Genomic DNA, 19,641 nt, shown 5'->3' with positions numbered 1-19,641 from the left:
CGAGAAGGCGGTCATGGCCCATGCGGTAGCCGCTGCGTGCCTTGGCCAGCAGATAAGGCGCATTCGACATCGACTCCATGCCGCCCGTCACCACGATGTCGGCGGAACCGGCGCGAAGGAGATCGTGGCCTAGCATGGTCGCCTTCATGCCGGAACCGCACACCTTGTTGACGGTCGTTGCGCCCGTGGCGTCGGGCAGTCCCGCCTGGCGGGCGGCCTGACGGGCCGGCGCCTGGCCAAGGCCGGCCGGAAGCACGCAGCCCAGCAAGACCTCGTCCACGCGATCAGCGGCGAGGTTCGCTCTTGCCAGGGCCGCTTTCACGACATGCGCTCCGAGCACGGGGGAGGGCAGGCTGGAGAGGTCACCCTGGAAACGCCCCAGCGGTGTGCGTGTGGCGGAGACGATGACGATGGGGTCGCTGCTGGACATGGCTCAATCCTCGCTGATGCTGCGGAGTACCTATTGCATGACGAGTGACATATTATATTATGATCATAATTTAAAGAGGAGAGTGGTCATGGATCTTTCGGAACGCATCGACCCGCGCAGGCTGGCTCTGCAGATGATCACGCCCCGGCGGCTTCCCCCGCGCCCTGTCACGGTTCCCGAAGGTGCTATCCCCTTCTCCGTAGAGCATGATGGCGCCGTCATCGCCGGTTGGCGCTGGGGTCAAGGCGAACCAGTGCTCCTCGTGCATGGCTGGGAAGCCTCCCATCTCGACATGCTCGCTTTCGTGGAACCCCTGCTCGCGCGCGGTCTCGGCGTGATCGCGGTCGACCTGCCGGCTCATGGCAGCTCCGAGGGCGTCTCGGCGACCATCCCACAGATGGCCAGGGCCGTGACCGCTGTCGGCAAGGCCTGTGGGCGCCTGCATGGCGTGATCGGCCATTCCGTCGGCGGGCCGGTCCTGACCGTCGCACTGGCCGGCGGGTTGGAGGCTGGGCGCGTGGTCCTGATTGCGTCACCCGCCAATTACGGCCGTCAGATGCGGGCGGCGGCAATGGCATTGGGGGTGGTCGACACCAGGGATCTCGCCCATATGGCCGACGAACTCATCCGCCTGGGTACCGAATTGCCGATCATGGACCTGCCCAGTTTTGCCGAGCGGTTGACGCAACCGGCTCTTCTCCTCCATTCCAGGGACGATCGCGTCGTCGCCATTGGCGAAGCGCGCGAAATTGCCAGATATTGGCGCGGATCAGGATTGATCGAGCTGGACGGGCTTGGTCATGGCCGCATTCTCAGCGATGCTGGTGTGATCGGCCAGACCGTCGATTTTCTGGCCGTGGATTTTCCGGCGGCGCGATCCGTGACAGGAGGCGAGGCTGTTCATGCGCTATGACAAGGGCCATAAGGATGCGACGCACCGGCAGATTCTCGAAACCGCCGCGTTGCGCCTGTTGCGGGATGGCATCGACGGCACCGGCATTGCGCCATTGATGGCCGATGCGGGGCTGACACATGGCGGCTTCTACAGCCATTTCGCCTCGAAGGATGCCTTGGTGCGGGAAGCCGTCGCCCATACGCTGACACAACGGCGTGGCAAGCTGCGCCGCTCCGCCGAGCGCGCCGATGACCCGATCGAAGGGCTGATCCGCTATTATCTGCGTCCTATCCACCGGGATATGCCCGACAAGGGCTGCGCCATCGCCGCGCTTTCCAGTGAGATCGCGCGCCAGTCCGAGACGACCCGGGCCGTCTTCACCGAGGAACTCTTCGGCAGCATCGGCGTGGTCGCGGACGCTCTGCCCGGTGGCGATGCCGAAATGCGCCGCAGCACCGCTACCGCCATCATGGCCCTGCTGGCTGGAACGCTTCAGCTCGCGCGCGTCGTCCCCAATCCCGAACAGTCCGACGCGATCCTGGAGGACGGCATCGAAGCGGCGCTGAAGCTGGCGCGTGGCACCTCCGGTGGCGGGAAAGTCAGTACAGACAAGTAGATCGGCCAGCGCCGGGCATCTGCCGATCTTTGATCGGCATCAGACCGGGATGCGCACATTCGCACGCAGTCCGCCCAATGGGCTGGTGGCGAGGGTAATGTCGCCGCCATGGAAGCGGGCGATGTCGCGGGCGATGGCGAGGCCGAGGCCTGTCCCGCCATGATCCTGGTTGCGGGCCTCGTCCAGCCGGAAGAAAGGCTTGAACACGTCCTCGCGGCTTTCTTCGGGCACGCCGGGGCCGTCATCGTCGACGGTGACGACGAGATAGCGTTGCTCGCGCACCCCGGTGATGACGATGGTCCTGGCGAAACGCTGGGCGTTGGATACCAGGTTCGTCAGGCAGCGTCGGAAGGCGTCCGGTCGCACCACCACGATGGGATCGCCCTGGAAGCTGACCCGGGCATCCTGGCCGTGGCGTATGGCATTGGCGCGCAGCTCCTCCAGCAGGGCGGCAATGTCGGTGGCTTCGGCCTGCTCCGCTGCGTCGCCGCGCGCAAAGGCGAGATAGGCCTCCAGCATACGGCTCATCTCGTCGACGTCCTTCTGCAGATCCTCATATTCGGGGCTGCTTTCGTCGAGCAGGGCCAAGGACAGCTTGAAGCGTGTCAGGATGGTGCGCATGTCGTGCGAGACGCCGTTGAGCATGGCGGTGCGCTGCTCGAAGGCGCGCTCGACGCGCCGGCGCATCTCGATGAAGGCACTCGCGGCCTGGCGCACTTCGCGAGCCCCGCGCGGGCGGAAGTTCTGGACATCGCGCCCCTTGCCGAAATCCTGCGCGGCATTGGCGAGCTGCTGGATCGGCCGGATCTGGTTGCGCAGGAAAAGGATCGCCACCGTGATCAGGATCAGCGAGGAGCCGAGCATCCAGAGCAGATAGATATAGGAGTTGGAGGCGAAGGTCTGGCTGCGACGGGCGAAGACGCGCAGCACGGCATCATCGAGCTTGACCCGGATCTCGACGAAATCCGAGCGGCCGACCGTATCGATCCAGAAGGGCAGGCCGATGCGCATGCGGATCTCGTCCGACAGCGCCTGGTCGAGAATGTCGAAGAAGGGCCGGGCACCGCGCGGCGGCAGATCCTCGAGGGGGCGGAACTCGATGCCGAGCGCGAGCTGCTTCTGGGCCACCAACTGGAGCAGGTCCGTCGTGCCTTTGTCATGGGGCATTTGCTGGTAGAGCTCGACGATCGCCGCGATGTCCTTGGTGGTGGCGGCCGACAGCCGCGCCGTCACGCCCTGCCAATATTTCTCCATGAACATGTAGGTGACGATGGCCTGCAGCAGCACCATCGGCGTGATGATGATCAGCAGCGAGCGGGCATAGAGGCCCTTGGGCATGCGGTCGCCCAGTGCCGACAGCACGCGCCCGGGGCCGGCGGCGAGTTCTCGCATCCGGGGCAACGCAATGCGGGCGGCCTCCGACGCCCGCGACAGGCCTTTGCGGAGCAGCGCTCCGGCAGATTGAAGGGCCGGCGGACGGGACTGCATCACATGTCGACCATCAGGCGGTATCCTGTGCCGCGCACCGTCTGCAGATAGACCGGATTGCCCGGATCCTTCTCGATCTTGCGGCGCAGGCGGTTCACCTGCACGTCGACCGTGCGCTCATTGGCGATGTCGGCGGCCGAACCGGCAAGCGCCAGCCGGTCCACCGTCTCGCGCGGGATCTCGACCAGCAGGCGCAGCATGTCGCGCTCGCGTTCGGTGATGCGAACCGTCTCGCCGCCTTGCTGGAGTTCGCCGCGCGAGACATGGAAGGTGAAGTCGCCGAAGGTGACGATGTCGCGCACCGGTTCCGCCGGTGTCGGAGCAACCGCCCGCTTCAGGATATTGTTGAGGCGCAACAGCAATTCGCGCGGTTCGAACGGCTTGGGCAAATAGTCGTCGGCGCCGATCTCCAGGCCCTTGATGCGATCATCCGGATCGCCGCGTGCCGTCAGCATCAGGATCGGCACGCTGGAGCCGGTGCGGATCCAGCGGGTCAGGTCGAAACCGTTCTCGCCTGGCATCATCACATCGACAATCATCAGATCGAAGGTGATCGCCTCGATGCGCTGCCGGGCGCTGGCCGCGTGTTCGGCCGTGGTCACGCGATAGCCGTGCTCGCCGAGATAGCGCGAGAGCAGCGTGCGGATGCGGTTGTCGTCGTCGACCAGCAGGATATGGGGGGCGTCGTCGGGAAGGACGGCAACCTTGTTCATCGTTTTTCACCCCGGATCTTGTCGCCTTTGGTGACGTTGCCGCTGATGAGCCGGGCGACTTCCGCCCGCCCGTCCGGATCGACCATGGCGAACAGGAAGCGTTGCGCCAGCTCGGGGCCGGTCAGCCCGGCTTCGGCGAGTGCTCGCGCGATGCGCTGGGATTGCGTCGTTGCCAGTTCGACGGCCAGTTGCTTGCCTTTCACCGTGGTGGTCAGCAAACGCTGCCGACGATCTTCCCTGCCTTCGCGCTGCAGGATGAAGCCCTGGTCGACCAGGTCCTTCAACACCCGGGCCAGCGACTGCTTGGTGATTTTCAGAATATCCAGCAATTCGGCGACAGTAAGATCGGGATTGCGGTCGACGAAATGCAGCACGCGATGGTGGGCCCGCCCAAAACCATAGGCTTCGAGGGCATGGTCGGGATCGGCAACGAAGTCGCGATAGGCGAAGAAGAAGAGTTCGATCAGCTCATAAAGCGGGGGCTCGCCCTGCTCGGTTTCCGAGCGTGGCGTGGAGGCAGGGGAGAACGAGAAATTTACGTCAGCCATATTGACATATTTTCGTCAGATCGTTACGCAAACCGGGCTCAGCGCGAAAGGATGTTCCGCCGGAGCGTTTCTCGATTTGGCAGAATTGCCAAGAATCGCAAAGACGCATCGAACCAAAGAGTTAGAGCAAAATAGCGTTTCCGTCTAAACGCGCTTTGCTCTGGAACGGGTGGATATCTCAACGCGCGAGGCGCGGTGCCGTTTCCGGCACGAAACATAAGGGGATTTGCCCCCCGACGCAAAAGCGACGGTTGCCATTATCCAGCCACGTCCCGAGCGAAAAAGACGCTCGCGGCGAACGGAACAGTTTCCGCAACTGCCCGCCAATGGCTATAACATTGCGGTTACCAAGCTGTCTTGCGCCCCGGTGAAATCGCCAGGGGATGCAGGGCTCCGCAAATGGAGCAAGTCGGCGTTTTGCCATTTGCTCCAACACGTTTTGCGATTCGACGGAAACGCCAGGAATCGCCGAGACGTGTCGAACCGAAGAGTAAGAGCAAGCAAGCGTTTTCGCCAAGACGCACTTTGCTCGAGGAAGCGCTAAGCGCTGGAGGATGTGTCATGTCGATGTTGCCCTTCGATCAACGCGATGGCTTTATCTGGCTGGATGGCCAGATGCTGGCCTGGGGCGATGCCAAGCTTCATGTTCTTTCGCATGGGCTGCACTATGGCGGTGCCGTCTTCGAGGGCGAGCGTTCCTATGGCGGCAAGATCTTCAAGTCCTCCGAGCATTCCGCACGCTTCAAGCGTTCTGCCGAGATTCTTGATTTCGCCATTCCCTATTCGGTCGAGGAACTCGATGCCGCCAAGCAGGCCGTGCTCGACAAGAACGGCCTGAAGGATGCTTATGTCAGGCCGGTGGCCTGGCGTGGCTCGGAAATGATGGCCGTGGCCGCCCAGCATGCCACCATCCACACCGCCATCGCCGTGTGGGAATGGCCGAGCATGTTCGACATGGCGACCAAGATGAAGGGTATTCGCCTCGACGTGGCCGAATATCGCCGGCCCGATCCGAAGACGGCACCTTCCTTGTCGAAGGCCGCCGGCCTCTACATGATCTGCACCATCTCCAAGCATCGTGCCGAGCGTCGCGGTTATGCCGATGCGCTGATGTATGACTGGCAGGGCCGTGTGGCCGAATGCACCGGTGCCAATGTCTTCTTCATCCAGGACGGCAAGATCCACACCCCGATCGCCGACTGCTTCCTGGACGGCATCACCCGCCGCACGGTGATCGATCTTGCCAAGGCCCGCGGTCTGGACGTGATCGAACGGCGCATCATGCCGGACGAACTCGGCAGCTTCAGCGAGTGCTTCCTCACCGGCACGGCAGCAGAGGTCACGCCGGTCAGCGAGATCCTCGAACATCGCTACACGCCCGGCACCATCACTCGCAGCCTGATCGAAGACTTCAATCAGGCGGTGCGCCCTGAGAGCCAGTCGGCTGCGGCCTGACGGAGCTGAGACCGGCGAGACGAAGCAAGGAGGCAGGCCGCGAGCCTGCCTTTTGCATTGAAAGCGCCCAAACAACGCTGCCTGTTGCCAGGACAACAGCGGGAACCCGGGCGCCATGCTGGGATGGATGAGGGGGCGGCCATGATGGGAGCGCGAGCGATGCGGGCAATTCGGTATCTGTCCCTTGGCATGGCGGCGGCGGTCATTTTCGCTGGCGCCTTTGCTCCGGCAGTAGGTCTTGCGCGCGACCGGTTGCAAACACTGCGTCTGGCGCCGCTTCGGATCATGTGCATCCGGGCGCCATGTCCCTGGGGCGAAATGGCGATCCAGCCGGTGGATGCGGCCGACTCGCCGCACCCGCTCTACCGAGGCCCGCTGCCCCGGCTGCAGGCAAGGCCCGCGGATGTCGCCGCGATCCGCCGTACTTGGCGCCAGCGGTCTTGTCTGATCGTCCGGGGACATCTGGACAGGGCCGGCGCCGGCCAGGGTGTGCTTTTGCAGGTATCGCGCGTCCTGAGGCGATGCTGATTGCTTTGTCTCACGAGGCGTCGACCAGCGCCATGGCTTCCGGCATGTAGCGCTCGCCGCTGACGCTGGCAGGCGGCATGGCTTCGTCGATGGCGGCAAGATCGGCTGCGGTGAGGGTGATTGTGGCCGCCGCCGCATTGTCCTCCAGATGAGGCAAGCGCCGGGCTCCAGGGATCGGCACGATGAAATCGCCCTGATGCAGTACCCAGGCCAGGGCGAGCTGGGCTGGGGTCACCCCCTTGCTCTCGGCGATGTGGCCAAACTTCGCCAGCAGGAGCCGGTTCGCCGCCATGTTGTCTTCCTGGAAGCGCGGCAGGGATTTGCGCCAGTCGTCTTCGGCGAGCGTGCTGTGATCGCGGATCGTGCCGGTCAGCAGGCCGCGGCCCAGCGGGCTGTAGGGCACGAAGCCGATGCCGAGTTCCCGGCAGACCGGCAACACCTCCGCCTCGACATCGCGGCTCCACAGCGAATATTCCGTCTGGACCGCGGCAATCGGATGGACGGCATGGGCGCGCCGGATGGTCGTTGCGCCGGCCTCCGACAGGCCGAGGGCCTTGACCTTGCCCTCTTTCACCAGGTCCGCCATGGCCCCGACCGTGTCCTCGATCGGCACGGCGGGATCGACACGATGCTGGTAGAATAGGTCGATGACCTCGATGCCGAGGCGGCGAAGCGAGGCCTCGGCAACGGCGCGCACATGTTCGGGACGGCTGTCCACACCGATGATACGGTCACGATCCTGGCCTTCCGGGGCAATGCGGAAACCGAATTTGGTCGCGATCACCACCTTGTTCCTGACCCCCTTCAACGCCTTGCCGACGAGCTCCTCATTGGTGAAGGGTCCGTAGACCTCGGCGGTATCGAAGAGGGTGATGCCGAGATCGATGGCGCGATGCAGCGTGCGGATGGCATCCGCCTCGGCCTGGCCGCCATAGGCAAAGCTCATGCCCATGCAGCCAAGGCCGATGGCGGAAACGCTGAGCTCGGTGCCGAGTTGGCGTGTCTTCATGATGTGGTCCTCCGTAATATCGGCGACCATGCACCTCATTGAGTTGTTCGATAATCCATGCTTTTTTAAATGGCTTGTTTTGTATAACTGAACAATGAAACGGACCGATCTCCCTGGCCTCGTCATCCTCTCGGCCATCGCCGAGCAGCGCAGCTTTCGTGCCGCGGCCCGCAAGCTCGGCATGTCGGTCTCGGCCGTCAGCCAGGCGATCACAGGTCTTGAAGAAAGTCTCGGCGTGCGGCTGCTGGCCCGCACGACCCGCAGCGTCGCGCCCACCGCTGCCGGGGAACGCTTGCTGGGGCACCTGCAGCCGGCGCTCGCTTCGATCGAGGAGGCGCTCGAACAGGCGAGCGCTTCGCAGGCGGACATCGCCGGGAAGCTGCGCTTCAGCGCGCCGCGCTCGGCCGTGCAGCATGTGCTGCTGCCGCTGGCCCTGCGTTTCATGCGCCGATATCCCGCGGTGAGCGTGGAAATCCTGGCCCAGGATGCCTTCACCGATATCGTGGCGTCGGGTTTCGACGCCGGCATACGGTTCGGCGAAAGCCTGCAGCAGGACATGATCGCCGTGCCGCTCGGCGGCCCGCTGCGCTTTGCCATCGTCGGTGCGCCCGGCTATCTCGATGGCCGGCACAGGCCGGAACTGCCCGCCGATCTCCACGATCACGATTGCATCCAGCGCCGCTTCACCGATGGCTCCCTCTATCGCTGGGAGCTCGAACGGGACGGCAAGGCCATCGAACTGGCAGTGACGGGCAGCCTCATCGTCAATGACGACGCCCTGATGCTCGATGCAGCTTTGGCGGGGCAGGGGCTGGCTCTGCTGATCGAGGGGCTCGTGGCGGAGGCGCTTGCCCAAGGCAGGCTCGTGCGCCTCATGGAGGATTGGTGCCCGGCCTTTCCGGGTCTCTTCCTCTACTATCCCAGCCGGCGCTTGATGCGTCCGGCCTTGCGCGCCTTCGTCGATTTCCTGAAGACGGAGGCGTAGTCGAAGCCGTTACAGCTTGGCGTAGTGCAGCACCGCCACGCCGCAGGGGAAGGGGCGGGCGTCGACCAGCTTGAGGCGCGTCGTCCTGTGCAACGCGCCGAGCACGGGCTTGCCATTACCGAGCAGGGCCGGATTGACGATAAAGTGGAATTCGTCGATCAGCCCGGCCTCGACCAGGGACGAGACCAGGATGGGGCCGCCATAGACGATGATGTCCTTGCCGGGCTCGCGCTTGAGGCGGTTGACCTCCTCGGCGAGACCCGATCTGGCAATTTCGGTATGGGTCCAGCGCGACTCCTTCAAAGTGCGGCTGAAGACGATCTTGCGCATGTCGCCGATCGCCCTGGCGAAACTTGACTGGGGGCTGGCGGAATCCTCCGCAACCGTCTGCCAGTGCTGGTGAAAGCCTTCCTCGGCCATCATCCGGCTGAGCAGGATGCAATCGGAGGACGCGGTCAGCGCCTCGTGATAGTGCCTGAGTTCTGTATCCCAGCCCCAGTCGGGCGCCCAGTTCCACACCATCCAGTCATTATTGCCATCCTGGCTCGAACTGAAACCATCGACGGAGATCTGCATTTCCAGCTTGAGTTTGCGCATGGCGTGGCCTCGCTGTGGGAAAGTTTCAGGGCGCCACCTCGGCCAGATAGGCTTCGAGCCTATCAAAGCTCTGGCTCCAGCCTTCGCCATGGCCGTCCCGCGAGGCGAGGGTAGTGAAGACGGCCTGGTGGAAACGCATCAAGGTCTGGCCGTCTTCCTCCTTGAAGGTGACGGTGACGATGGTCTCGGGGCCGGCATTGCCGTCGTCGTCCTCCCAGGCATGGGTGAAGACGAGGCGAGCCGGCGGTTCGACCGCCAGATAGGTGCCGCGAACCCAATGATCGCTGCCATCAGGCGCATGCAGACAAGTGCGATAGACACCACCCGGGCTGCAGTCGAACTTGTCCGAGGTCGCGGTGAAGCCCTTGGGGCCGGGCCAGCGCATCAGGTGCTGCGGCTCCGTCCAGGCCTTGAATACTAGATCGCGCGGCGCCTTGAACAGGCGGGTGATGACGAGTTCGTGTTCGCTGGCTGCCTGCGCGGCGTTGAGGGCGCTAGTCATGCTTGTCGTCCTTGTCGTTTCCGCGGGCCTGAAGGTCGGCGAGATAATCCTCAAGACGGTCGAAACTGTCGTCCCAGAAGCGGCGATAGTGCTGGACCCAGTCGAAGGCGTCCCGAAGCGGGCCCGGCTCGAGCCGGCAGGGTCGCCATTGCGCCGTCCGGCCACGGCTGATGAGCCCGGCCTTTTCCAGGACCTTGAGATGTTTGGAGATCGCCGGCTGGGTCAGCGTGAAGGGCTCCGACAGCTCCATGACGGTGGCTTCACCCTGGGACAGCCGGGCGAGAATGGCCCGGCGCGTCGGATCGGCCAGGGCCGAGAAGGTGTCGCTGAGATGGTCGGGCATCGTATATAGCCATCTAGTTAATTAACCTTATGGCTATATACGATTGTTGGCAAGAGAGGTCAAGCGGCAGATTCTATGTCGACTAAGGTGCTGAGACCCCTCATCCCCCTACCGGGACCTTCTCCCGCAAGGGGAGAAGGGGTGATGCACGACCTGAAAAGACCGCGTCCTGCCTCAGCCGGCTTTTGCCCGCAGCAGGCGCAGCGCGTTCATGGTGACCAGCACGGTCGCGCCGGTATCGGCGAGGATGGCCGGCCACAGGCCGGTGATGCCGGCAATGGTGGTGACCAGGAACACGGCCTTCAGGCCGAGCGCCATCGTGATGTTCTGATGGATGTTCGTCATGGTCCGGCGCGACAGCGAGACCATGCCGGCCACGTCGCTGACGCGCCCATGCAGCACGGCGGCATCGGCCGTCTCCAGGGCGACGTCGGTGCCGCCGCCCATGGCTATGCCGATATCGGCCGCCGCCAGCGCTGGCGCGTCATTGATGCCATCGCCGACCTTGGCCACCGTCAACCCCTGCGCCTTGAGCTCGTTGACGATGCGCTGCTTGTCCTGCGGCAGGAGTTCGGCATGCACTTCCAGCCCGAGCTTGCTGCCGATCGCCTGGGCCGTGCGGGCATTGTCGCCCGTGAGCATCAGGGTACGCACGCCGGCCGCACGCAGGGCCGAAAGCCCGGCGATGGCGTCCTCGCGCGGCTCGTCGCGCATGGCGATCAGCCCCGCAGGCACGCCGCCGGCCAGCAGGACCGAGACGGTTTTGCCATCCTGGTTGAAGGCTTCGATGCGCGTCACGATGTCCGCGGGAAGCGCCGTCTCGCTGGCCGCAGCCTTGGGCGAGCCGAGGAAGAGGGCGAGGCCATCGATGCTGCCGGTGACGCCCTTGCCGCCCAATGCCTTGGAGTCCCGGGCGACGGGGGCGAGGACGTTGCGTTCGGCCGCCTTGGCCAGGATGGCGGTGGCGAGCGGGTGGTTGGAACCGGCCTCCAGGGCCGCGGCAAGCCGCAGTACCTCGGCTTCCTCGCGGCCGAACGGCACGATGTCGGTCACCTTGGGCTTGCCCTCGGTGAGCGTGCCGGTCTTGTCGAAGGCGGCGGCGGTGATCTTGCCCACGGTCTCGAGCACGGCGCCGCCCTTCATCAGGAGACCACGGCGCGCACCGGCCGAGAGCGAGGCGGCGATGGCGGCCGGCGTCGAGATGACCAGGGCGCAGGGGCAGCCGATCAGGAGGATCGCCAGGCCCTTGTAGATCCACTCGTTCCAGGAAGCGCCGCCGAGGAGGGGAGGCAGGATGGCCACCAGGGCCGCGACCACCACCACGCCCGGGGTGTAATAGCGCGAGAAACGATCGATGAAGCGCTCGGTCGGCGCCTTGCTCTCCTGAGCTTCCTCGACGAGCTTGATCACCCGGGCAATGGTGTTGTCGGCAGCGCTGGCCGTCACGCGGATGCGCAGGGCGCCGTCGCCATTGACGGTGCCGGCGAAAACCGTGTCGGCGGTCTCCCTGCGCTTGGGCGTGCTTTCGCCGGTGACCGGCGCCTCATCGATGGCGCTCTCGCCCGAGACGATGACGCCGTCGGCGGGAATGCGGTCGCCCGGTCGCACCAGGATCACGGCGCCGACGGCAAGCGTTTCGGCCGGCACCTCCTTGGTGCGTCCTTCTTCTTCGAGAAGGGCGGTCTTGGGCACCAGGCTGGCAAGAGACTGGATGCTGGCGCGCGCCTTTCCGGCCGCGACGCCCTCCAGGAGCTCGCCGACCAGGAAGAGAAAGACCACGGCGGCGCCTTCCTCGGCCGCCCCGATGATCACCGCGCCCACGGCGGCGATGGTCATCAGCATCTCGATGGTGAAGGGCATGCTGTAGCGGGCCGCCACGAAGGCGCGCCGCGCGATCGGGATGAGGCCGACCAGCATGGCGATGTCGAAGGCCCAGACTGCGATCGAGGGGAAGAGATGTCCGATGCCATAGGCGGCCACCAGCGCGACGCCGGCGGCGATGGTGAGCCGGCCCTTGCCCGAGCGCCACCACGGACCAGAGGAGGGGCCGTGGTCATGGCCATGCAGACCGGCGAGGGCAGGTGCCTCGCTTTGGGCGCCATGATCATGTTTGCCATGATCGTGTTTGCCGTGATCGTGGCCGGCATGATCGTCATGGTCATCATGATCGTGATCGTGATCGTGGACGTGCCCCGCATGAGCATGGTCGTGACCGGAGCAGGCGCCGTAATCATGGTCGTGCTTATGATCGTGAGCTGGCTTCGCTCCCACGGTCGTCGGCGCTGCGCTGGCCAGGGGAGAAACCTTGTAGCCGAGGCGACGGACCCTATCCTCGACCGCGCCGAGATCCTGGCCGTCGCCATGCTTGACCGTCATCGTGCCTGCCGTCACCGACACCGAGACGTCCTCCACGCCGGTGACGCCGCGCACGGCCTTGTCGATCTTGCTGGCGCAGGAAGCACAGTCCATGCCCTCCACGCGGTAACGGGTCTGGGTCGCAGCGATAGCCATTTCGAGTCTCGCATTTCGAATGGGTTGCATCTTCTGCGAAGGCAACTACATCCTCTAGTGGCTAGAGGAGCAAGCGGAAAATGAAGCTTTCAGGCGTGGCGATCGGCGAGGCAGCCAAGCGCAGCGGCGTCAAGGTGCCGACCATCCGTTACTATGAGCAGGTGGGCCTGCTGCCGGCGCCGCCGCGCACCGACGGCAACCGGCGTCTCTATGAGGCAGCCGATGTGCGCAGGCTCGCCTTCATCCGTCATGCGCGCGAACTCGGCTTCGAGGTCGACGCGATCCGGACCCTGCTCGACCTGCAGGACAATCCCGGCCAGTCCTGCGCGGCGGCCGACGCCATTGCCCAGGCTCGCCTGGTCGAAGTGGAACAGCGCATTGCCAGCCTGCAGGCGCTGAAAATTGAATTGCAGCGCATGGCGGAAGGCTGCCGCCATGGCCGCGTCGACGAATGCCGCGTGATCGAGATCCTGGCCGATCACGACAAATGCCTGCATGGGCATCACTGAGGCGGTGTTTCCCGGCGCCGCCGAGCCCTCTCAGTGAGCGACCTCGTCGTGCCCCCTGCGCCAATAGGCGACGATGAGATGCTTGTGCTGGCGCAGACCGCGCTCGCCCAGGAGTTGGGCGCGTAAAGTGCGGAAGGCTTGGTATTCGCAGCCCACCCAGGCGTAGAGGCGGGAGCCGTCATCGGGGAAGGCCGTGCGGCTGACCGCCTCGACCAGCAGATTCGTGGTGCCGGCCGGCGCGCCGTTGCGGAACAGCCATTCGATCTCGATGGCTGCGGCAAAATCGAGCTGCTGTACCTCACTTTCGTCGGCGACCTCGATCAGGACCTTGCCGCGCGCGCTTGCGGGCAGGCGTTCCAGCATGCGCCCTATTGCCGGCAGCGCGGTCTCGTCGCCCGCGAACAGGTACCAGTCGGCCTCGGCCAAGCCGCCGCCACCCGGGCCGAGGACCCCGACCTCCTCGCCTGGCTTCATGCTCTCCGCCAGGTTTGAGCCCGGTCCGGCGTCGGCATGGCGCACAAAATCAATGTCGAGCATGCCGGCCACAACATCGAGTGAGCGCACGGTATATTTGCGCAGGCTGGGTTTGCGATCGGGATCTGGCCAATGGATCAGTCCGTCCGGACCGACGCTCGGCCATTGCGGTTCGGTCAGGTCGGGGTGCTGCGCGAGGATGTTGAGATGCAGCGCCTCCATGGACTGGTAGCGGGAGATGTCGCTGGCGGAGAACGTGATGCGGCGCATGTGAGGCGTCACATCCTTCACCCCCATCACCCGGAAGATCTGGAAGTTAGGAGGGCGTGAGATCTCCATGCCATCCCCGGTCCAGGCGATGGCGGGCCGGCTGCCCTGGGCAAATTCCACGATATGCGAGGCTACAGCCTGACGGATGAAATAGAGCTCCTCGAGACTCTCCGCCTCGGTGTCGACCAGGGTGGCCGGGCCGGTGTTCGAGAAGCGTGCCTTAGCGCCACGGAAATTGAGAATATGGGCGCCGTCGCGGTGCTCGACCTCGGCACCATGCTCGATGAAATGTTCGCAGAGTGGCACGATCACCGCTTCGGAGTCAGGCAGTTCGATGCGGGCCTGGGCGACAAAACGCTTCATGGATTTGCTTTCTGGTGGTGATGGGCCGAGGCGGAGCCCGAGCGGCCGCTGCGCTCGACCACACCGTCGACCATGATTTGCAGCCGTCCCTGCGAACAGCGTTCCACCCGTGCCTCGACGTCGTAGACATCGGCCAGCATGCGTGGGGTGAGGATGTCGTCTGGCGGCCCGGCGCCATGGAGCCTGCCCTGGCGCATGACAATGAGATCGTCAGCCCATTGCGCCGCCAAGGCGAGATCGTGCAGCACGGCCACCACGATGCGTCCGCCCGCGGCATAGTCCTTGATGCTGCGCATGATGAAATATTGCCGCGACGGGTCGAGCGCGCTCGTCGGCTCGTCGAGCAGCAGCACGGGCGGTGCGCAGGCGATGGCCTGGGCCAGGCTGGCCACCTGCTTCTGTCCACCGGATAACTGGTCGAGCGGCAGGGAGGCGAGATAAGGCACGCCGAGACGGGTCAGGACATCCAGGGCCTGCTCGGCATGCGAGCCCGGGCCTTCGCCGGCCTGGGCGACCCGTAGGGTCGCGATCACGGTTTCGAGCACGCTGAGGGAAACGTCGAGCGGCAGGGCCTGCGGCATGAAGCCGACCAGCCTCGCCCTCGCGGTGGCGCTCATGCGGGTGAGGTCGCGTTCGCCCAGCGCGATCTGGCCGCGCGTGCGAATGAGATGAGCCATGGCGCGCAGCAGGGTCGACTTTCCGGCGCTGTTGGGCCCGACCAGCGCCACCAGCCGCCCTGGCTGCAGGGGCGGCAAGGTGAGATCGGCGATGATTTCATGCCCGCCATAGCCGGCATGAAGCCCGCTCACGACGAGGGCGGGGGTATGATCCGCCTTCATAGGCCTTTCCCCAGCGTCCGTAGCACCAGGGTGAAGAACACCGGCAGGCCGATCAGCGCCGTCACTACGCCGACGGGCAGCAGCAGGCCGGGTATGATCAGCTTGGTGACGATGGAGGCGACCAGCATGACCAGTGCCCCCACAGCCATGCTGGCGGGCAGCAGGAAGCGATGATCCTCGCCGACCAGCAGCCGCGCGATATGCGGGCCGACCAAGCCGACGAAGCCGATGACACCGACGAAGGCCACCGCGGTGGCCGAGAGCAGGCCGACGCGCAGCAGCGATCCCAGGCGCAGCCTGGCAATGTCGACGCCGAGGCTGCGGGCGCGTTCTTCCCCCAGGCGCAGCAGCGTGAAGCGCGAGGAAGCCGCCAGCGAGAAGGGAATGCTGACGGCCAGCACGACCGCCAGGATCAGGGTGGTGTTGGCATCCGCCCGCACCAGGCTGCCCATGCGCCAGAAGACGAGCTGCTGCAGGGCATCGGTCGAGGCTATGAATTGCAGGAGCGACAGCAGGGCCTCGGCCGACAGGCCGATGGCGATGCCGAACAGGATCAGGGTCTGAGGGCTGGCGCCGCGCCAGCGGGCGAGGGCGTGGATCCCTCCCAGGGAGAGGGCGGCGAACAGGAAGGCGTTGGCTGAAACCATCCAGCTTGCCGGCAGCCCAGGCAGGGACAGGCCGAGCACGATCGCCACCGCCGCGCCGAGAGCGGCGCTGTAGGACACGCCGAGCGTGAACGGTTCGGCGAGGGGATTGCCGAGGACCGTCTGCATTTCCGCTCCCGCCAAGGCGAGGGCGGCACCGACCAGCAGCGCCATCACGCTCATCGGCAGGCGGACCTGCCAGACGATTACCTGGACGGGGCGGGCGACCTCGTCCGTGCCGAACAGGGCGGCCAGCGTGTTGCGCAGGCCGACGCCCGAGGGGCCGACGACAAGGTCGATCGAGAAGGCGGCGAGCCCGAGCGCGATCAGCGCGAGGACCAGGAACAGCCGGCGGCGTTGGCTCGCACGATAGTCGGTGAGGGCGGTGCGGCCGGAGTTCTTGGCGGAAGGGATGGGGCTCATGGCGTCGACGGACCCGCCACGGGCCCCGCATCGATCCAGAAGGTTCCTTCGACAGGGGCGGCCAGGAAACGTTGGTTGATCTCGGCCAGGGTCTGCTCCGGGTCGAGATCGGCGAACAGATCCGGATGCGTCCATTTCGCCAGGCATTCGACCGCCAGGATGTTCAAGGCCGAAATGGCAACCTGATGCGACAGGCCATAAGCGCGGCCTTCGCGCACGGCGTCGAGCTCGCCGAGGAGATTGCGCTGGACCACCGCGCGCAGGGAGGCGCGGGCGGCCTCCGGCGCGATGCCGGCGCCCAGAACGAGGCCGCCGCGCTTGGCCAGATGCGAGCCGCCGGTGCCGACATAGACCTGGGGATCGGCGGCCAGGACATATTCGGGGCTGAGCTGGCCGTCATAGCCGGGGACGATGTCGGCGCCGAGCACGCGGCCGCCGGCAAAGGCGAGGTCATGGGTGATGGGGTTGTCCGCGCCGGGGGTGGAGCAGCATTGCAGGCCGGCATGAGCATCGACGAGCACCTGCGGCCAGGTATTCCGGGGTTGCGTCTTCGCGCTTTCGAGCCGCTGGGCGATACGGTCGTAATGGACCTTCAGAAAGGCTGCAAAGGCCTCAGCGCGGGCTTCCTGGCCAATTGCCCTGCCGAGCAGGCGAATCGAGGCCATGGTCGCCTCGCCTGCCGTCCGTCCTTTGTTTCGAGGGGAATCGAGAAAGATCACTGGCACGCCGGCAGCCTCCAGCTTGGCGGCAATGGCGTCCCAATCGGGCTGCCAGATGCTGATGACGAACAGATCGGGCTGCGCGCCGAGGATCGCCTCGATCGAGCTGTTGGCGGGCGAAACCGCGCCGACCACGGCAATGTCGTCGATCTCGGGGAACCAGCGGTGGAAGGCATCATAAAGGCCGCGGTCGAACCGCTGCGGTGCGGCCCAGCCGGCCAGCTTGGAGATCGGCTGCGGATCGACCAGGGCCAACGACAGCAGGACGAGGCTGTCATTGGTGACGATGCGCCTGGCCGGCTGTTGCAGGCGGACTTCGCGCCCGGCGGCGTCCGTCAGCCGGATCTCGGCCCGGGCGGTGGATACCAGGCTCATCGCAGCCAGGATCAACCCGCCGAGCAGGAGGAAGGCCATGGATCTGCAGGTCATCCTGGCGGTGGCCCCGGCCTGCGGTTCGGTGCGGAGGAATTGTGCGATCATCACCATGTATATTTCAGATTCGCGGTGATCGCGCGTGCCGCACCGTAATTGCAGCTGCCGCCGGTGATGTTGAGGCAGTGCGAGACATAGGTCTTGTCGAACAGGTTGGTGACGTTGACCCGGAAGGTGGCGCCCTGCAGGTTCTTGCCCAGCGTGCCGAGATCATATTCGGCACCAAGGTCGACCAGCGCCCGGCCGGGAATGCGCAATTGCGGGAGATATTTGGCGTCGGTCTGGTAGGAGGACGTCGCGCGCACGCCTGCGCTCAAGGATAGACCGGGCACGAAGCCTGGGCGATAGAGGGCCCACAGGCTGGCCTGATGCTCGGGCAGCCGCAGCATTTCCCGGCCAAGCTCCGCCGGCGTGTTGGAACTGAGTACCTTGGAGTCGGAGTAGGCATAGGACGCCATCACCTGAAACTGAGGCGAGAAATCGTATTTGCCTTCCAGTTCAATGCCGCGAACGCGCTGCCGGCCACTCTGGACGGAAAAGCGAGTATCGCGCGAATCCGGTGTCAGGGCGTTATCGGTTGTGAGCTGAAAAGCCGAGATGGTCACCATACCGCCGCCGCCTGGCGGCTCATATTTCAAGCCAACCTCATATTGCTCCGCTGTCAGTGCCTTGAAGGGTACCTTGTCCAGACTGGACCCGAGCAGCGGCAGGAAGGAGGTTGAGTAGCTCACATAGGGCGCCAGGCCATTGTCGAACAGATAGGTGAGCCCGGCTCTGCCGCTCAACTGCCTGTCCTTGGTGGTGACAGGTGCCTTACCCCCGGGCATGCGGTCTTTCGTATCGATCTGCGAGATGTCGTAGCGCAGGCCGAACGTCGCGACCCATCGGTCATAGCGGGCCTGGTCCTGGAGGTAGACGCCGATTTGGTTCTGTGTCTGCAGGCCGGAGCGCTGAAGCGGGGCCAGTGGGAACGGGCCATTGCCGTAGACGGGATCCAGGATGTCGATCGGCCGTGTCGGGCCGCTGTTGCCGAAATTGGTCGACGAGGTGTTGTGGACGTAATCGAGGCCCGCCAGCACGGTGTGGTCGAAGCGGCCAGTGGCAAACTTAGCCTCGATCTGGGTGTCGACGGTGAAGGCCGACAGGGTGTCCTGCGACATGGCGGTGACACGGTTGAGGGTGCGTCCGTCCGGCTGCCAGGCAAAGGCCGGGTTGACAAGCACCAGCTTCATGCTCTGGTCGGAGCGGGCGAAGCGCAGATTCTGGCGCACCGTCCAGGTGTCGTTGAAGCGATGCTCGAACTCATAGCCCAGATGGAAATAGTCGCGGTGGAAGTGGCCCCAATCCGGCTCTCCCAGGAAGAGATCGCGCGGGATCTGTCCCTTGGGATTGCGTAGCAGCGTGCCGACGGCCGGATAGAAGCGCGGATTGAAGACCGGCCGATCGTTCTGATAGTAGCCATAGAGCGTCAGCGTGGTGTTCTCGTCGGGACGCCAGCTCAGGCTCGGCGCGATTAGGAATTGCCGGTCGCGCTCATGGTCGATCTGGGTGTTGAGGTTCTTGGCAAGGCCGATCAGCCGATAGGACCAGGCTCCGTCTTCGCTGAGGGGGCCGGTGAAATCGAAGGCGCCCTGGATGCCGCCGAAGGCGCTCGATTGCAGCGATACTTCCCGCCGGGCAGTGCTCAGCGGACGCTTGCTGACCTGGTTGATGAAGCCGCCCGGAACCGTGCGCCCATAGAGCACCGAGGCCGGCCCCTTGATTACCTCGACGCGATCGAGCGTATAGGGATTGATGGCGGGATTGGCGTAGCCGCTGGGGTCGCCGGGGAGGACAAGCCCATCGAGCCAAGTGGTGGCGTAGGTGTTGAAGCCGCGAATATAGAGCCAGTCATAGCGGATGTCGTTGCCGTTCGGGTCCGACATCACGCCCGGCGTGTAGCGCAGCGCCTCGGCCACCGTATTGGCGCCCTGGGCGTCCATCTGGCCGCGCGTGACGACGCTGACCGCCTGCGGCGTCTCGATCAGGGGCGTGTCGGTCTTGGATGCGCTCTTGTTGCGCTTGGCAACCACGCTCCGCTCACCGCTCGGGCCTCCTGTCGCCTGGACGACGACCGGATCGAGCTCGATCGGCGGCGGCGTCGCCGTGCTGCTTTGCTGCGCCAGGGCTGCGGGCGCAGACATGCCCTGGAAAAGGACGATAGTCAGCGCCAGCCCGGAGACGTTTGCAACCATACACAGCCGCAATGCAAATTCTGTGCAGTCTAGATTCATTCTAGATTTTGAATCTCGTAACGATCCACTGGTAACGCTGCCATTATCTTCTGGTTTTGATCTGTTCAAAAACAT

General features: G+C 64.9%; 18 protein-coding genes and 1 pseudogene. 5 read left to right on the top strand and 14 right to left on the bottom strand.

What is annotated here, in order from left to right; genetic code table 11:
• Nucleotides 1-430, bottom strand: a pseudogene (locus tag QM672_RS25950) (acetyl-CoA C-acetyltransferase); the annotation flags it as partial.
• Between the two features lie 88 nt (nt 431-518).
• On the opposite strand from QM672_RS25950, the gene QM672_RS25945 reads away from it, so the two are divergent.
• Nucleotides 519-1,343: an alpha/beta fold hydrolase gene (locus tag QM672_RS25945; RefSeq protein ID WP_367624138.1), complete on the top strand. Its 825-nt coding sequence runs from the start codon at nt 519-521 to the stop codon at nt 1,341-1,343.
• Nucleotides 1,333-1,941: a TetR/AcrR family transcriptional regulator gene (locus tag QM672_RS25940; RefSeq protein ID WP_367624137.1), complete on the top strand. Its 609-nt coding sequence runs from the start codon at nt 1,333-1,335 to the stop codon at nt 1,939-1,941. Before QM672_RS25945 ends, QM672_RS25940 begins: the two co-directional genes overlap by 11 nt.
• Nucleotides 1,942-1,980: 39 nt before the next feature.
• Here QM672_RS25940 and QM672_RS25935 read toward each other — a convergent pair whose 3' ends face one another.
• From QM672_RS25935 to QM672_RS25925, 3 genes are all read right to left on the bottom strand, one after another.
• Nucleotides 1,981-3,333, bottom strand: a complete 1,353-nt coding sequence (locus tag QM672_RS25935; protein WP_311933516.1) for an ATP-binding protein — start codon at nt 3,331-3,333, stop codon at nt 1,981-1,983.
• Between the two features lie 95 nt (nt 3,334-3,428).
• Nucleotides 3,429-4,142, bottom strand: a complete 714-nt coding sequence (locus QM672_RS25930; RefSeq protein WP_311933514.1) for a response regulator — start codon at nt 4,140-4,142, stop codon at nt 3,429-3,431.
• Nucleotides 4,139-4,690 (bottom strand): MarR family winged helix-turn-helix transcriptional regulator, encoded by a 552-nt coding sequence (locus QM672_RS25925; protein ID WP_311933512.1) that lies wholly within the window; start codon nt 4,688-4,690, stop codon nt 4,139-4,141. Before QM672_RS25925 ends, QM672_RS25930 begins: the two co-directional genes overlap by 4 nt.
• Nucleotides 4,691-5,251: 561 nt before the next feature.
• Between QM672_RS25925 and QM672_RS25920 the strand changes: the two genes are divergently transcribed.
• Nucleotides 5,252-6,145, top strand: coding sequence for a branched-chain amino acid aminotransferase (locus tag QM672_RS25920; RefSeq protein ID WP_367624136.1), 894 nt, complete (start codon nt 5,252-5,254; stop codon nt 6,143-6,145).
• A gap of 538 nt (nt 6,146-6,683) precedes the next feature.
• On the opposite strand, the gene QM672_RS25915 is transcribed toward QM672_RS25920, so the two are convergent.
• Nucleotides 6,684-7,682: an aldo/keto reductase gene (locus tag QM672_RS25915; protein ID WP_415086060.1), complete on the bottom strand. Its 999-nt coding sequence runs from the start codon at nt 7,680-7,682 to the stop codon at nt 6,684-6,686.
• A 94-nt stretch (nt 7,683-7,776) separates the two neighbouring features.
• On the opposite strand from QM672_RS25915, the gene QM672_RS25910 reads away from it, so the two are divergent.
• Nucleotides 7,777-8,667, top strand: a complete 891-nt coding sequence (locus QM672_RS25910) for a LysR family transcriptional regulator (RefSeq protein WP_311933507.1) — start codon at nt 7,777-7,779, stop codon at nt 8,665-8,667.
• 9 nt (nt 8,668-8,676) lie between these two features.
• Here the strand turns inward: QM672_RS25910 and QM672_RS25905 are convergent, their stop codons facing one another.
• The 4 genes from QM672_RS25905 to QM672_RS25890 all read right to left on the bottom strand — a co-directional run bounded on the left by QM672_RS25905 (nt 8,677) and on the right by QM672_RS25890 (nt 12,620).
• Nucleotides 8,677-9,264: a dihydrofolate reductase family protein gene (locus tag QM672_RS25905; RefSeq protein ID WP_415086058.1), complete on the bottom strand. Its 588-nt coding sequence runs from the start codon at nt 9,262-9,264 to the stop codon at nt 8,677-8,679.
• A 25-nt stretch (nt 9,265-9,289) separates the two neighbouring features.
• On the bottom strand, nt 9,290-9,766 hold the full coding sequence (locus QM672_RS25900) for an SRPBCC domain-containing protein (RefSeq protein ID WP_415086056.1): 477 nt from the start codon (nt 9,764-9,766) through the stop codon (nt 9,290-9,292).
• Nucleotides 9,759-10,109, bottom strand: coding sequence for an ArsR/SmtB family transcription factor (locus QM672_RS25895; RefSeq protein WP_415086055.1), 351 nt, complete (start codon nt 10,107-10,109; stop codon nt 9,759-9,761). Before QM672_RS25895 ends, QM672_RS25900 begins: the two co-directional genes overlap by 8 nt.
• A 174-nt stretch (nt 10,110-10,283) precedes the next feature.
• Nucleotides 10,284-12,620, bottom strand: coding sequence for a heavy metal translocating P-type ATPase (locus QM672_RS25890; protein WP_415086053.1), 2,337 nt, complete (start codon nt 12,618-12,620; stop codon nt 10,284-10,286).
• A gap of 80 nt (nt 12,621-12,700) precedes the next feature.
• Between QM672_RS25890 and QM672_RS25885 the strand changes: the two genes are divergently transcribed.
• Nucleotides 12,701-13,129, top strand: a complete 429-nt coding sequence (locus tag QM672_RS25885) for a MerR family transcriptional regulator (RefSeq protein ID WP_311933495.1) — start codon at nt 12,701-12,703, stop codon at nt 13,127-13,129.
• A 30-nt stretch (nt 13,130-13,159) separates the two neighbouring features.
• Here the strand turns inward: QM672_RS25885 and QM672_RS25880 are convergent, their stop codons facing one another.
• Genes QM672_RS25880 through QM672_RS25860 form a run of 5 tightly spaced genes read right to left on the bottom strand, consistent with a single transcriptional unit; the run spans nt 13,160 to nt 19,527 of the window.
• Nucleotides 13,160-14,236, bottom strand: a complete 1,077-nt coding sequence (locus tag QM672_RS25880; RefSeq protein WP_415086050.1) for a DUF2218 domain-containing protein — start codon at nt 14,234-14,236, stop codon at nt 13,160-13,162.
• Nucleotides 14,233-15,075, bottom strand: coding sequence for an ABC transporter ATP-binding protein (locus QM672_RS25875; protein ID WP_415086048.1), 843 nt, complete (start codon nt 15,073-15,075; stop codon nt 14,233-14,235). The genes QM672_RS25880 and QM672_RS25875 overlap by 4 nt, the downstream gene beginning before the upstream one ends.
• A complete protein-coding gene (locus tag QM672_RS25870) occupies nt 15,072-16,142 on the bottom strand; it encodes a FecCD family ABC transporter permease (protein ID WP_415086046.1) in 1,071 nt (356 codons plus the stop codon). Before QM672_RS25870 ends, QM672_RS25875 begins: the two co-directional genes overlap by 4 nt.
• Nucleotides 16,139-17,347, bottom strand: a complete 1,209-nt coding sequence (locus QM672_RS25865; protein ID WP_415086044.1) for an ABC transporter substrate-binding protein — start codon at nt 17,345-17,347, stop codon at nt 16,139-16,141. Before QM672_RS25865 ends, QM672_RS25870 begins: the two co-directional genes overlap by 4 nt.
• On the bottom strand, nt 17,341-19,527 hold the full coding sequence (locus QM672_RS25860; protein ID WP_415086042.1) for a TonB-dependent siderophore receptor: 2,187 nt from the start codon (nt 19,525-19,527) through the stop codon (nt 17,341-17,343). The genes QM672_RS25865 and QM672_RS25860 overlap by 7 nt, the downstream gene beginning before the upstream one ends.
• Between the last annotated feature and the right edge of the window lie 114 nt (nt 19,528-19,641).

The sequence above is a fragment of the Labrys sp. (in: a-proteobacteria) genome (assembly GCF_047605565.1).
Classification (GTDB): Bacteria; Pseudomonadota; Alphaproteobacteria; order Rhizobiales; family Labraceae; genus Labrys; species Labrys neptuniae.
The sequence above is the reverse complement of the archived record's forward strand: the minus strand, read 5'-3'. Positions and strand labels throughout refer to the sequence as shown.